The organism is Magnetospirillum fulvum (assembly GCF_900108475.1).
GTDB lineage: Bacteria > Pseudomonadota > Alphaproteobacteria > Rhodospirillales > Magnetospirillaceae > Phaeospirillum > Phaeospirillum fulvum_A.
This window is the reverse complement of the sequence record NZ_FNWO01000020.1, coordinates 15,146-27,952: the sequence shown is the minus strand read 5'-3', so window position 1 is coordinate 27,952 and position 12,807 is coordinate 15,146. Positions and strand designations below refer to the sequence as shown.

Sequence of the window (12,807 nt, the reverse complement as noted above, 5' to 3'; positions counted from 1 at the left end):
GATCTGGATGCCACCGCCCAGGAGATCGCCGATCTCTACAAACGGCGCTGGGCCATCGAACTGTTCTTCCGATGGGTCAAGCAGACCCTGAAAATCCGCCATTTCCTCGGAAACAGCGAGAATGCCGTTCGAATCCAGATCGCCGTCGCCCTGATCGCCTTCCTCTTGCTCCGAATGGCCCAGGCCACCCAGAAAACCATCCAAAGCCCGCTCGCCTTTGCCCGGCTCGTTCGCGCCAATCTCATGCACCGAAAGCGCATCGACCGACTGATCGGGGGAGATCCTCAACCAAGAATCGACCCCAATCAGATGGTGCTGCTATGACCGTGACGTTTAACCGGACAGCAGTGGGTCAAGCTCGGGGGTGACGGTCCCATCCTACTCTGACAGGTCCAACCAAGGGGGAGGCGTTCGCCTCCCCTACGCCAGCAGCATCGCCAGCACCGAATCCAGCAGCGGCCAGCCCTCGGGCGTCGCGCGCAACCGTGGGCCGACCTGTTCGACCAGCCCGGCCGCACGCAGGCGGTCAAGACCGCGCCGGTCAATCACGTCATCGACGCTCAATCCGCACCCGGCGGCCAAGTGGGCCAGATCAATCCCCTCGGCCAGACGCAGCCCCATCATCACCCGCTCGGCCGCCAGAGATTGAGGCGACAGGCTCTCTTCGCTCGCGGTGCCGTGGCCGTCGGCCTCGACCGAAGCCAGCCACGTCTCTGGCTCGCGGGTCTGGGCAAACGCGGTCCCGCCCACCCGCCCATGCGCGCCGGGGCCAATCCCGACCCAGTCGCCGCCGCGCCAATAGGTCAGATTGTGACGGCATTCCGCGCCGGGACGGGCATGGTTGGAGACTTCATAGGCGGGCAACCCGGCCTCGGCGGTCATCGCGCGGGTGAGGTCGAGCAAGGTACGGCCCAGATCGTCGTCGGGCGGCTCGATACCGCGCGCGCCGAACGCGGTGCCTTCTTCGACGGTCAGTTGATAGAGCGACAGATGTTCGGGGGCGAAGCTCAACGCCTCGGCCAGTTCCGCCTGCCATGCCGCCACGCTCTGGCCGGGGCGGGAATGGATCAGGTCGAACGACAGGCGGGGAAAGACGGCGCGGGCCATCTCCAGCGCGGCGCGGCCGGTGGCGACATCGTGGGGACGGCCGAGCCAGCGCAGCGCTTGATCGTCGAGCGCTTGAAGCCCGAGCGACAGGCGTTCGATTCCAGCGGCGCGATAGGCGCGGAAGCGAGCGGGATCAGCGCTGTCGGGATTGGCCTCCATCGAGACCTCCCAATCCGGCGCACAATCCCACAAAGTCCGTGCCCGCGCGATGATCGCGGCAACGATGTCGGGATCAAGCAGCGAAGGGGTCCCGCCGCCGAAGAACAGGCTGGTCGGCCGCCGCCCCGCCGTTCGCTGGGCGAAATGGTCGAGTTCGGCCAGCAGCGCCCGCCCCCACCGCCGCTGATCGACCGCCCCGGCGGCGGGTCGGCTGTTGAAATCGCAATAGGGGCATTTCGACCGGCAGAACGGCCAATGGACATACAGCCCGAAACCGGCATCCGGTTCCGTCGTCACCCCGGTCAGCCGGGCGAGAAGCAGGCCGCGACCAACTGCCGGAAGGCGTCGGCGCGATGGCTGATGGCATGCTTGGCGGCAGGCTCGATCTCGGCGAAGGTCTGGCTGCCACCGGTCGGGCGGAAGATCGGGTCATAGCCGAACCCTTGGTCGCCCTGCGGCGGCCAGACGATCTCGCCCGCGACGGTGCCTTCGAAACTGTCGCAATGACCGTCGGGCCACGCCAGCGACAGCACGCAGACGAAGCGGGCCGAGCGGTCGAGTGCCGCGCCCAATTCGGCATGGATCCGCGCCATCGCGGCAACGAAATCCTTGTCCGGCCCGGCCCAACGGGCGGAAAAAATCCCCGGAGCCCCGCCCAGCGCGGTCACCGCCAGACCGGAATCGTCGGCCAGCGCCGGGAGACCGCTGGCGGTCGCGGCGGCGCGGGCCTTCAATTCGGCATTGGCGATGAAGGTCGCCCCGGTCTCTTCCGGCTCGGGCAGTCCCAGCGTCGCGGCGGAGACCACATCGGCGCCGAACGGCGCGAGCAGGTCGCCGATCTCGCGCACCTTGCCCTGGTTATGGCTGGCGATGACCAGCTTTCCTCCGCCGAAACGCCGGGGGCTCATCACGCCTCCAGCGCCCGCTTCTGGATTTCGACCAGTTCGCCGATGCCCTTTTCCGCCAGCGCCAGCAATTCGAGGAACTGGTCGCGGGCGAACGGGCATTCCTCGGCGGTGCCCTGAATCTCGACGATGCCGCCGCGCCCGGTCAGGACGAAATTGGCATCGGCCCAGGCGGTCGAATCCTCGGGATAATCAAGGTCAAGCACCGCGACCCCTTCGCACAGCCCGCACGAGACGGCGGCGACATGGTCGGTCAGCGGCACCGCCGCCAGCAGGCCCTGCTCGACCAGCTTGCGGAAGGCCAGCGCCAGCGCCACCCAGCTTCCGGTGATCGCGGCGGTGCGGGTGCCGCCATCGGCCTGAAGCACGTCGCAATCAATCCGGATCTGGCGTTCGCCCATCGCGGCGAGATCGACCACCGAGCGGAGCGAGCGGCCGATCAGGCGCTGAATCTCGTGGGTGCGGCCGGATTGCTTGCCCTTGGCCGCCTCGCGGTCAGTGCGGGTGTGGGTCGAGCGCGGCAACATGCCGTATTCGGCGGTGACCCAGCCCTTGCCGGTGTTGCGCAGGAACGGCGGCACCCGCTCTTCGACCGAGGCGGTGCACAGGACGTGCGTATCGCCGAAGCGGGCGAGACACGATCCTTCGGCATGCCGGGAAAAGCCCGGTTCAAGGCTGACGGGGCGAAGCTGATCGAAGGCGCGGCCGGACGGTCTCATTGCAAACGGGTCCTCTTGGTTCATACAGGGCGGTGACCCTAGCCCGGATTTCCCGCCCTGTCACGAGCGAGGAGGGGCCGTCAGCGGCGGCTGGAGGTCAGACCGATCCCATCCTGGCGGCGCAACGCCACCTCGCGGCGGGCATCGTCGTCGCGGGCCTCGCGCAGGGCGTCCTCGGTGGCGTCGATATGAGCCTCGCTGAGAGTGCGGGCGAGTTGGGGATCGCGGGCCAGGATCGCCTGCCACATCGCCCGGTGCTGAACCAGAAAGCCGTCGCGGACTCCCCGGCGGCGATAGAGGTCGCAGCGGTCGTAGAACACCCCGCCGCGCAGCATCTCGAAAATCCGCAGCATCACCCGGGTGGTGACCGGGTTGCCCGCCGCCTCGCACAAGGCGGTGTGAAAGTCGGTATCGGCGGCGGCTTCCTGGTCGGGATCGTCGTGGAGGTGAGCATCCTCCAACGCCTGGACGCAGGCGGCGATCCGGGCCAGATCGGCCTCGGTCGCCCGCGTCGCCGCCAACTCGGCGACCGACCCGGCCATCAGGCGGCGGAACTCGAAATAATCGAAGGCGGTCTCGGGGTGCCCGTGCAGCAGCCCGGGCAGTGGCTCGGCCCCGCCGCCATTGGCGTCGTCGCTCACCATCCCGCCTCGCCGGGCGGACGGTAGCGGACGTCGATGCCGCGCAGCGCCAGCAGCTTGGCCAGGGCCAGGGTGACGATGATGCCCAGCCACGCCCCGGCCACCACGTCCGAGAAGTAATGGACCGTGGTCAGCACCCGGCTCGACGCCACCAGGATCGCCAGGGCGATATAGACCCGGTTATAGCGGGGGAACACCAGGGCCAGCGCGATCATCGCCGAAAAGATCGCCTGGGAATGGCCCGAGGGAAAGGAATTGAACGCCCAGCCGTGCGTGAACGGGGTATAGGTCGCGATTCCTTGCTCGAACAGCATCTGGGGACGGGTGCGCCCGATCAGGAATTTCAGCAGATCGCCGAGCAGTCCCGCGACCGCCATCGACAGGAAGACGAAGCCGGGAGCCCAGGCGAGACGGGTATAGCGCTCGCGCGCCGCCGGGCTGATCGCGACCCGCCGCGCCAGCAGGAACACCAGACTCAGCAGGCCCGTCGGGATCAGCCACAATCCGGCAATCCCCAATTCGGTAACGATCTTGAGGAAGCCCTCGAAATCGCCCGACACCGTTTCCTTGAACAACAGCGCCAGCGGTTCGTCGAGCAGCACCACCCCCAGACCGCCCAGGATCAGGGCGTACACCGACAGCCACTCCATCGGCGAGCGCAGGGTGCGCTCCCACTGACCGGAGATCGCGGCGCGGAACCGGCGGGCTTTCTTCCAGCGTTCGCCGATCGCGATCGCGATCCGCTCCAGCGGCAGCAGCATGGTATCGAGCGTGCTCACGGCTTGTCCTCCACCGCATAGGCGGTCAGCACCACCGGCCGGCCGCGCGAGTAGTTAAACCCCTTGACCTTGCCGACCGTCGCGACTTTCAGCCCCCGCCGCGCATATTCGGCCTGGAAGGCGGCTTCCTCGCGGTCGGAAATCAGCACCAGAGTCCCGCTCCGCTCGGCCAGGATCGTCGCGGCCTCGGCCCCGCTGGTCAGCTGGGTCTCGGTGCCGAGCAGGAACACCAGGCTCGGCTCGGAATAGCCCGCCACCACCACCGGCCCCTGATGCGGCCGGGCGGCGGCCAGTTCGGCGACCGAGCGGCTGACCCACAATTGGTTCAATTGCGGCAACACTCCGTCCAGCACCACCGGGAAGGCGGTGCAGGCGGTCACCAGCACAGCGAAGGCGGCCCCCAGAACCCGGCCCCGCATCACCAGCCACGCCGACAGCAGCCCGGTCCCGGCGATCGCGACGAAGGCGGGCAGACTGGTCAGGTCGAACCGGTCGCCAAAGCCAAGCGGAGCCAGCAGGACCGCGCCCGCGATGGCCAGGGCGATCAGGCTCCACGCCGTCGCCCACAACCGCGCGATCCGTCCGTCGCGCAGATCGCCACCCCAGGCCGCCGCCGCCATCAGCAGCGCCAGCGCGGGAAAGGCGGGCAGGACATAATGAGGCAGCTTGGTCGGGATCAGTTCGAACATCAGCCAGGTCGGAACGATCCAGGCGAGGCAGAAGCGGACTTCGGGCCGCGCCCGCTGGGCCCAGGCCCAGATCAACCCCGGCACCAGCAACAGCGAGGCGGGCCACAGCGTCACCGGCAGCAGCAGCAGATACATCCCCGGGGGCGCGCCGTGGCTTTCCTGCGCCCCCAGCAATTTGGGCAGCAGATCGCTCTTGACCGCCTCGCCGACGAAAGCGCCGTCGGTCGCCTGATTGATCGCGAAGAACCACGGTGCCGCGATCGCGGTGGCAATCGCCAGTCCTTCGATCGGACGCATCCCCCACAGCCAACCCGGCCCGACGATCCGCCGGTCGGCAATCGTCAGCGCCAGAATCGTCAGCAACAGGATCACCGGCACCACCGGTCCCTTGATCAGGACCGAAACACCGACCGCGACCCAGAAGACCATCGCGGCGACAAAGCCGGGGGGCGTTTCGTCCCGCCGCGCCGCCAGATAGAACCGTCCCAAGATCCCTTGGGCCAGCACCACCGAGGCCAGCAGCATCGCATCGGTTTTGGCCTGATGGGCCTCGGCGACCAGCAGCAGACACGACGCCAGCAGCGCCGCGCCCAGCAAAGCCGCCGGAGGCCCGAACAGCCGCCGCCCGATCCCGAACGTCATCAGCGCCGCCGCCCACGCCGCCAGCACCGAAGGCAGCCGATAGGGCCACGGCTCGCGGGTGGTGGGGTCGGAAAAGGCGAGAACGCTGGCCGCCTGAGCCCAATAGGCCCCGGCCGGCTTCTTCGCCCGCATTTCCGACTGGAACTGAATCCGGACGTAATCGCCGGTTTCCAACATCTGACGGGTGGCCTGCATGAAGCGGGATTCGTCACGGTCAAGCGGAGGCACCGTGACCAGTCCCGGCATATACAGGAACAGGCACATCAGGGTAAGCAGGAGATAAGGGCGGGTGCCGCCAGTCAGCCGATCCACGTCCTGGTCTTTCTGCAACAAGGGAAAACGAACGGAGGCATCAACAACACGACACCCCCCACGAGGTCAAGCCCACTCCAGCGCGGAACGGGCGATACAATCCTTCAACCGAAGCGAAACCGGCTAGGCCGCCGCTTCGATCCGGTCGCACAAGGCATGGCCGATCAGGATGTGCATTTCCTGAATGCGGGCGGTCACCGGGCTGGGCACCACCAGCAACGGATCGGCCAGTCCGACCATCGCCCCGCCGTCGCGGCCCGACAGACCGGCGGCGACCATGCCGACGGCGCGGGCGGCCTGAAGCGCCTTTAGTACATTGGCGCTGTTGCCCGAGGTCGAGATGCCGATCGCGACGTCGCCCGGCCGTCCCAACGCCTCGATCTGACGGGCATAAATATCGTCGAACGAGAAATCGTTGCCGCAGGCGGTCAGAATCGAGCTGTCGGTGGTCAGCGCCAGCGCCGCCAGCGCCGGGCGGTTGACCCGATAGCGGACCACCAGTTCGGCGGCGAGATGCTGCGCGTCGGCGGCACTGCCGCCATTGCCGAAGAACACGATCTTGCCGCCCGCCGCCAAAGCGGAGAGACAGACTTCGACCAGATGACGGAACGGCGCGCGCACCGCCGGGCCGGTCAAGGCCAGCACCTCGGCATGTCCGGCAATCTGTTCGTCAAGAAAATCGGCAAAATCCACGGAATCGGACTCCTCTCGGCACGGTGCAGGGCGATGATTACCGCGCCGCACCCGCGGCGGCAATGCTTTATCCCGCAGTGCGGCGTCCCCGCGTCGCTCCCGGAGCCAGCGGCGGCCGCTTTGCCCCGTCCGCCCCGGTCGCGGCGGGATCGTATCCGGCCATCAATTGGCGCAGCCGGGGCAGGTAGACGCCTTTATGGACGTTCTGCCAGCGATCCAGCCGCCATACCCGCGCATCGGCCTGGATATGGGGCGGGCAAACATAAAGTCCAGCAATCACCCTCCGCCCCGCCGCGTCGGTGACGGCAACGGTCCCGACATCGTATTCCCAACCTTCATAATAGGCCAGCCGTGCCAGATCGGTGGCGCTCAATCCGCTGACCAGATGACCATCGACCCGACCGCCGGGATGGGGGCGCAGCATCGGATAGGAGCGTCCGGCGACGTGAAGCCGCCGCACCCCGCGCACAAAGGCCGGTTCGATCCGCACCGGGTCCAACGCGTGGCCCAGCACCAGGGCCAGCACGTCGGGATCCATCAGGGTGCCGAAGAAAAACATCGGCGCGTCGGTCGCCACCGCGTTCATCCCAGGTAACGCCGGCGCAGATGGGCCTCGAACACGGCCGGGTCGAGCGGACGGCCGGTGGCGGCACTCATCAGTTCGGCGGTCGACAGCGACGAGCCCTTGCCGTGGATTTCAGCGCGCAGCCAGTCGAGCAACGGCCGGACATCGCCTTGGGCCAGCGATTCGGACAGGCCGGGGATCGCCCGCTTGGCGGCGTCGAACAATTGGGCGGCGGTCATCGCCCCTAAGGTGTAGGTGGGGAAATAGCCCCACGACCCGCTGTACCAGTGGACGTCCTGCAAGCAGCCCAGGCGGTCGTTGGGCGGTGTGATGCCGAGCAGACGGCGATAGCCGTCGTTCCAGGCGGCGGGGAGGTCTTCCAGTTCCATCCGTCCCTCGATCAGCGCCCGCTCCAGCCGGTAGCGGATGATGACATGGGCGGGATACGTCACCTCGTCGGCATCGACGCGGATAAAATCGGGTTCGACCTTGATCCCGCGCCGGTACAGCGCCTCGGCCTCCCAGGCCGGGCCGGAGACATCGAACGCGGCGCGGATCGCCGGAGCGGCGAATTCGGCAAAGGCGCGCGAGCGGGCGACCTGCATCTCGAACAGCAGCGATTGCGATTCGTGCATCACCATCCCACGAGCACGGGCGACCGGCTGGTGACGCCAGCGTCCTCCCGGCAGGCCGAATTCATAGAGGGAATGGCCGGTCTCGTGGATCACCCCCATCAGCGCCGAACTGAAATCGGTTTCGTCGTAGCGGGTGGTGATGCGGGTGTCGTCGGCATGGCCGCCGCAGAACGGATGGTGCGAGATGTCGAGCCGCCCCCGGGTAAAGTCGAAGCCGAGGCGGGTCATCATATCGAGCCCCAGCGCACGCTGACGCTCGATTGGGAACGGGCCGGGCGGCGGCGGCGGTGGCGGATTGCGGCCCTGGACCTCCAGCACTTCGGCGATAAAGCCGGGCAGGAAGCCTTCGAGATGGTCGAACACCGGGTCGATCTGGGCCGCCCGCCCGCCCGGTTCGTACTGATCGAGCAGAGCGTCGTACAGCCCGACCCCCAGCCGCTCGGCCTTGACCGCGCCGACCTCGCGCACCAGCGACAGAACCGTCTTCAGCGACGGCAGCACCTGGGCGAAATCGGCGGCGGCGCGGGCCTCGCGCCACACCATCTCGCAGGCGGCCTCGGCCCGGGTCACCGCTTCGACCAGATCGGCGGGCAAGGCGGCGGCATGGACCCAATCGCGCCGCATTTCGGCCAGATTGGCCCGCTCCCATCCCTCCAACGCTTCGCCCTCGGCGGTGTCGAGCAGATCGGGCAGGTCCGGTGCGGCAAGGATCTGGTGATGCAAGCCGCGCAGCACGGCAAATTGCTCGGCGCGGGACGAGGCGCTGCCGTCCGGCATCATCGTCGCCATGTCCCAATGCAGGATCGACAGGGCGTCACCGATCACCGACGCCTGGTGAAACCGGGCTTCAAGCTGGGCATAGGCGCTGGTCATGGGAGAGGCGTCTCGCATCTGGGGGGATTTCTCGTGCTGGGACTCGAAGGATAGACCATGGCTCCGGCGACGGGAAATCGTATAATCGCCGTCGATCCATCCCCTTTTGTCAGGAGACGCGCCGCCATGACCGCCCAACCGAGATTCGCCGTGATCCTGTCGGGCTGCGGTGTCTACGACGGAACCGAAATCCACGAATCCGTGCTGACCCTGCTCGCGATCGACCGGCTGGGCGGACTCTATCGCTGTTACGCCCCCGACCGCCCCCAATTGCATGTCGTCAACCACCTGACCGGCGCGGTCGCCGCGGGCGAGACCCGCAACGTCCTGGTCGAATCCGCCCGGATCGCCCGTGGCGCGATCACCGATCTGGCCCAGTTCGATCCGGCCGAATGCGACGCGCTGATCCTGCCGGGCGGGTTCGGTGCCGCCAAGAATCTATGCGGCTTTGCCCTCGACGGGGCCGAGTGCGCCGTCGATCCCGCCACCGAGCGGGCGGTCCGGCTGATGCTGGCGGCGGGCAAGCCGATCGGCGCGCTGTGCATCGCGCCAGCCCTGCTGGCCCGCATCGTCGGCGACCGGGCCGAACTCACCATCGGCAATGACAGCGGCACCGCCGCCGCGATCGACAAGATGGGCGCGCACCACCTCGTCGCCGGTCCGGGCGAGGTGGTGATCGACACCGCGCACAAGATCGCGACCTCGCCCTGTTACATGCTGGATTCGTCGATCAAAACGATTGCCGCCGGGGCGGAGAACACTGTCCGCGCCCTGCTGACGATGATGGGGCGATAAACTCTTGGACTTTACCGAAGAGCAGACTCGGCGCTATGCCCGCCACATCCTGCTGCCCGAGATCGGCGGAACCGGTCAGGCGCGTCTGCTGGCGGCACGGGTGCTGGTGGTCGGGGCCGGGGGGCTGGGGTCGCCGCTGATCCTGTACCTTGCCGCCGCCGGGATCGGCACCATCACCGTAATCGACGACGATACCGTCGATCTGTCGAACCTTCAGCGTCAGGTGCTGCATACGACGTCGCGGCTGGGCCAGCCCAAGGTCGAGAGTGCCGCCGCCGCGATTGCCGACCTTAACCCCGACGTCCGGCTGGTGCCGCTGCGCACCCGCCTCACCGCCGCCAATATCGACGCGCTAATCGCCGATCATGACGTCGTCGCCGACGGGTCGGACAATTTCGACACCCGCTTCCTGATCAACGATGCCTGCCGCCGCGCCGGGCGGACCCTGGTCTCGGCGGCGATCCGCCGCTTCGACGGACAGCTTTCGACCTTCCGCGCCGATGGGCCGTGCTATCGCTGCCTCCATCCCGAGGCAGTCGCGGGCGGCGATGGCCCCACCTGCGCCAATGCCGGGGTGCTGGGCTCGGTGGCGGGAACGCTCGGCACGATGCAAGCGACCGAAGTGGTCAAGGAAGTGCTGGGGATCGGCGAAAGCCTATCGGGGCGGTTGCTGCGCTATGACGCGCTGAAGGCAACGGTCAGCATCGCCCGGCTGCACCGCGATCCCGCCTGCCCGGTCTGCGGCGACCATGGCTGAGGCCACCCGGACCGAAACCGGACCGCTGGCGCTGGTGGTGTTTTCCGGCGGATTCGACCGGGTGCATTACGCCCTGGCCATCGCCGCCGCCGCGCTGGCCTGCAATCGCCCGGTTACCCTGTTCTTCACGATGGAGGCCACCCGCGCCCTGGCCCGCCCCGGTCCCGACGGACGGCCCGGCTGGGCCGGTTTGACCGCCGGACCAAGCGGACAGAGCGCCTTCGACCACGACGAAGCCTTGCGCGCCAAAGGCATCGCCGGGTTCGAGGATCTGCTCGCCGCCTGCGTCGCGCTGGGAGCGTCGGTGATGGTATGCGAGATGGGGCTGCGCGCGATCGGCCTCGGCCTGGACGCGCTCCGTGACGACGTTCCCCTACACCCCGGCGGGCTCGTCACCTTTCTCACCGAAATCGGCGGCGATGGGGCAACGATGTTTATCTAGGGCGTCAAGTTACTGCTCTAAACGTCGCGCTCGGGATCGATGTCGAGGTGTCGCTTGCCGTATTTTCCGGTGAAGGTCGGCCCGTCGTCGATTTCGACGTGAACGCGGACCAATGTGTCAGCGTGGCGCAGCAATTGCTGGTTAAGCGTCAGAACCTGCTCCCACGAACGCATCGCCATCGTGGTCATACTCAGCCACCCTTCGAGAGCGGCCTGTTGCACCGTCAGAATTGCTCGGAACGGATCGGTCATCGCGGGCACTCCCTGTAGCCCCCGACCGAAGCGGTCCGGGGCTACTGCTATCGTAGACCGCAGCGCCCCGAGACACCACCTTCATACAAGGGGAGATAGAAGATACCCCAACCCTCTTTGCCCGAGCGGTTCAGTTCGCCCGGGCGGTCTGGTTCTTTTTGGGCTGCGGGTGGCGGGGCGTCTTGCTCGCCGCCTTGGTCACCGGAGCCGCGCAGGTCGACAGATGGTCGGGACGACCGACCGTTTCGCCCGCAAACGCGATCAATTGCGGCGGGCTCATCGCCATCACTTGCTCGAACATCTGCGCCCGGGTCTCGCAATAAGCCTCGACCTCGTGCACCCGCACCGATTCGCGATTGGTGACCTGGGTGTTATAGCGGTCGAACGCCGCCGGGCTCTTGAAATGAGTCCGCAGAACCTGGGCGTTGTCGGACAGAGTCGAGCCGAACCGGCCGACATAGCCGCCCCATTTGGCATGGAGAGAGGAATCCTCGCCCCGGCAATTCAGCGCCGCGACCTGAAGCTGGTTATGCAATTGGCGCAATTGGGCGGCTTTGACCTGTTCGGGGGTGGCGCAGGAACCGCCGCCCGCCCCGCTGCGGGCATCAGCGGCGAACGAGGGAATGACAAGACAGCAGGCGACAGCAAGGACGCGGATCCGATTCACGGCCGACCCCTCCAAAAGAACTGGGACTCGAAAAGTGGCGTCAGTATCTGCCCCTCGCGCCCAAGACTCAACCAGCTTGAACTTTTCTGGGCGAATTATCGGTCGAATCGCCGAATGGACGCAGATGGCCGAGGAACTCGTAGGCCACCGTCGCCCAGGAAAAGCGGGTGGCATGATCGCGGCAGGCCTGGGGCGACAGCGCCAGCGCCGCCCGCGCCGCCAGGGCCAGATCCTCGGACAGCACGCCGACCGGGGCGTCGCCGACGACATCGCAGGGACCGGTGACCGGAAAGGCCGCCACCGGCACGCCGCAGGCCAGCGCTTCCAGCATCACCAGTCCGAACGTATCGGTGCGGCTGGGAAAGACAAACACGTCGCCGTCGCTATAGGCCCGCGACAATTCGTCATCGCCGTTGACGATGCGGAAATGGGCGTCGGGATAGCGCTTGATCAGCCCGGCCCGCGCCGGACCATCACCGACCACCAGCTTCGACCCCGGCAGATCGAGGTCGAGAAAGGCGGGCAGGTTCTTTTCGACCGCAACCCGCCCGACATAAAGGAACACCGGACGGGGCAGGTCGAACAGCCCCTTTCCGCGCGGACGGAAGGTGGCGGTATCGACTCCGTGCGACCACAGCACTGCCTGAGCGAAGTCGCGTTCCTGCAACTCGCGAAAAACCGAGGGCGACGGGCACAGAGTCGCCGCCGCCGCCTGATGGAAATAGCGCATCAGGGCATAGGACCAGTCGATCGGCAGCCCGGTGCGAGCGGTGACGTAATCGGGAAACTTGGTGTGATAGGCGGTGGTAAAGGGCAGCGAGCGCTCCAGGCACCACGACCGTCCGGCCCAGCCCAGCGGGCCTTCGGTGGCAAGATGGACCGCGTCGGGGGCAAAGGCATCCAGCATCGCCGCCAGCCGCGCGGCGGGAAACAGCGCCAGCGGGATTTCGGGATAACTGGGGCAGGGAATGTTGGGAAAGGCCCCCGGCTCGAAAACGCCGACCTCGTGGCCCATCTCCTCCAACGTGGCGGTCAGCGCCGTCAGCACCCGGACCACCCCGTTACGTTGCGGAGTCCAGGCGTCGGTGACCATCGCGATACGCATCGGCGCTTCTCCCCGTGTCGATCCTCGCAGGGTTAGGCCCTGCGGCCCACCGAAGGCAAGTGACGAGACAA

Annotated in this window: 16 protein-coding genes; 4 read left to right on the top strand and 12 right to left on the bottom strand. The window is 67.3% G+C overall.

Annotated features, from left to right (window positions below; all coding sequences use genetic code 11):
* Window positions 1-324 (top strand): transposase (locus BLW40_RS16460; RefSeq protein ID WP_139305644.1); only part of this gene is annotated, 324 nt, incomplete at its 5' end.
* 96 nt (window positions 325-420) lie between these two features.
* On the opposite strand, the gene hemW is transcribed toward BLW40_RS16460, so the two are convergent.
* The 9 genes from hemW to BLW40_RS16415 form a co-directional block, all read right to left on the bottom strand.
* Entirely contained in the window at window positions 421-1,563 is a 1,143-nt protein-coding gene (gene hemW / locus BLW40_RS16455) for a radical SAM family heme chaperone HemW (protein WP_074770589.1), read from the bottom strand.
* Window positions 1,564-1,568: 5 nt separating this feature from the next.
* On the bottom strand, window positions 1,569-2,174 hold the full coding sequence (gene rdgB, locus BLW40_RS16450; RefSeq protein WP_074770587.1) for an RdgB/HAM1 family non-canonical purine NTP pyrophosphatase: 606 nt from the start codon (window positions 2,172-2,174) through the stop codon (window positions 1,569-1,571).
* Window positions 2,174-2,890, bottom strand: a complete 717-nt coding sequence (rph, locus tag BLW40_RS16445; RefSeq protein ID WP_074770585.1) for a ribonuclease PH — start codon at window positions 2,888-2,890, stop codon at window positions 2,174-2,176. The genes rdgB and rph overlap by 1 nt, the downstream gene beginning before the upstream one ends.
* A gap of 80 nt (window positions 2,891-2,970) precedes the next feature.
* The gene (locus BLW40_RS16440; protein ID WP_139305643.1) at window positions 2,971-3,534 is read right to left on the bottom strand and encodes an FCD domain-containing protein; all 564 of its coding nucleotides are present in this window, start codon (window positions 3,532-3,534) and stop codon (window positions 2,971-2,973) included.
* The gene (locus tag BLW40_RS16435) at window positions 3,528-4,310 is read right to left on the bottom strand and encodes a phosphatase PAP2 family protein (RefSeq protein ID WP_074770583.1); all 783 of its coding nucleotides are present in this window, start codon (window positions 4,308-4,310) and stop codon (window positions 3,528-3,530) included. The genes BLW40_RS16440 and BLW40_RS16435 overlap by 7 nt, the downstream gene beginning before the upstream one ends.
* Window positions 4,307-5,953, bottom strand: coding sequence for an ArnT family glycosyltransferase (locus BLW40_RS16430; RefSeq protein ID WP_074770595.1), 1,647 nt, complete (start codon window positions 5,951-5,953; stop codon window positions 4,307-4,309). The genes BLW40_RS16435 and BLW40_RS16430 overlap by 4 nt, the downstream gene beginning before the upstream one ends.
* Window positions 5,954-6,076: 123 nt before the next feature.
* Complete coding sequence (locus tag BLW40_RS16425; protein WP_074770581.1) at window positions 6,077-6,646, bottom strand: D-sedoheptulose 7-phosphate isomerase; 570 nt, start codon at window positions 6,644-6,646, stop codon at window positions 6,077-6,079.
* Window positions 6,647-6,713: 67 nt separating this feature from the next.
* Window positions 6,714-7,223: a gamma-glutamylcyclotransferase family protein gene (locus BLW40_RS16420; protein WP_244511238.1), complete on the bottom strand. Its 510-nt coding sequence runs from the start codon at window positions 7,221-7,223 to the stop codon at window positions 6,714-6,716.
* 5 nt (window positions 7,224-7,228) lie between these two features.
* Entirely contained in the window at window positions 7,229-8,719 is a 1,491-nt protein-coding gene (locus BLW40_RS16415) for a carboxypeptidase M32 (RefSeq protein WP_083386843.1), read from the bottom strand.
* Window positions 8,720-8,845: 126 nt separating this feature from the next.
* Between BLW40_RS16415 and elbB the strand changes: the two genes are divergently transcribed.
* The 3 genes from elbB to BLW40_RS16400 are packed head-to-tail and all read left to right on the top strand — an operon-like array spanning window position 8,846 to window position 10,713.
* Complete coding sequence (gene elbB / locus BLW40_RS16410) at window positions 8,846-9,514, top strand: isoprenoid biosynthesis glyoxalase ElbB (RefSeq protein WP_074770576.1); 669 nt, start codon at window positions 8,846-8,848, stop codon at window positions 9,512-9,514.
* 4 nt (window positions 9,515-9,518) lie between these two features.
* Entirely contained in the window at window positions 9,519-10,271 is a 753-nt protein-coding gene (locus tag BLW40_RS16405; protein ID WP_074770574.1) for a HesA/MoeB/ThiF family protein, read from the top strand.
* The gene (locus BLW40_RS16400) at window positions 10,264-10,713 is read left to right on the top strand and encodes a DsrE family protein (RefSeq protein WP_074770572.1); all 450 of its coding nucleotides are present in this window, start codon (window positions 10,264-10,266) and stop codon (window positions 10,711-10,713) included. The genes BLW40_RS16405 and BLW40_RS16400 overlap by 8 nt, the downstream gene beginning before the upstream one ends.
* A gap of 17 nt (window positions 10,714-10,730) precedes the next feature.
* On the opposite strand, the gene BLW40_RS16395 is transcribed toward BLW40_RS16400, so the two are convergent.
* The 3 genes from BLW40_RS16395 to BLW40_RS16385 all read right to left on the bottom strand — a co-directional run bounded on the left by BLW40_RS16395 (window position 10,731) and on the right by BLW40_RS16385 (window position 12,736).
* Window positions 10,731-10,964: a hypothetical protein gene (locus BLW40_RS16395; protein ID WP_074770570.1), complete on the bottom strand. Its 234-nt coding sequence runs from the start codon at window positions 10,962-10,964 to the stop codon at window positions 10,731-10,733.
* Window positions 10,965-11,094: 130 nt separating this feature from the next.
* Window positions 11,095-11,631 (bottom strand): heme utilization protein, encoded by a 537-nt coding sequence (locus tag BLW40_RS16390; protein ID WP_074770593.1) that lies wholly within the window; start codon window positions 11,629-11,631, stop codon window positions 11,095-11,097.
* Window positions 11,632-11,698: 67 nt separating this feature from the next.
* Window positions 11,699-12,736 carry a glycosyltransferase family 4 protein gene (locus tag BLW40_RS16385; RefSeq protein WP_074770568.1) on the bottom strand — a complete coding sequence of 346 codons (1,038 nt, stop codon included), beginning with the start codon at window positions 12,734-12,736 and terminating at the stop codon, window positions 11,699-11,701.
* Between the last annotated feature and the right edge of the window lie 71 nt (window positions 12,737-12,807).

Bases quoted from the DNA above. Each gene is read 5' to 3' on its own strand.
- BLW40_RS16400 (WP_074770572.1), top strand. From the start codon at position 10,264: ATGGCTGAGGCCACCCGGACCGAAACCGGACCGCTGGCGCTGGTGGTG.
- rph (WP_074770585.1), bottom strand. From the start codon at position 2,890: ATGAGACCGTCCGGCCGCGCCTTCGATCAGCTTCGCCCCGTCAGCCTT.
- elbB (WP_074770576.1), top strand. From the start codon at position 8,846: ATGACCGCCCAACCGAGATTCGCCGTGATCCTGTCGGGCTGCGGTGTC.
- rdgB (WP_074770587.1), bottom strand. From the start codon at position 2,174: ATGAGCCCCCGGCGTTTCGGCGGAGGAAAGCTGGTCATCGCCAGCCAT.
- BLW40_RS16395 (WP_074770570.1), bottom strand. From the start codon at position 10,964: ATGACCGATCCGTTCCGAGCAATTCTGACGGTGCAACAGGCCGCTCTC.
- BLW40_RS16385 (WP_074770568.1), bottom strand. From the start codon at position 12,736: ATGCGTATCGCGATGGTCACCGACGCCTGGACTCCGCAACGTAACGGG.
- BLW40_RS16415 (WP_083386843.1), bottom strand. From the start codon at position 8,719: ATGACCAGCGCCTATGCCCAGCTTGAAGCCCGGTTTCACCAGGCGTCG.
- BLW40_RS16440 (WP_139305643.1), bottom strand. From the start codon at position 3,534: ATGGTGAGCGACGACGCCAATGGCGGCGGGGCCGAGCCACTGCCCGGG.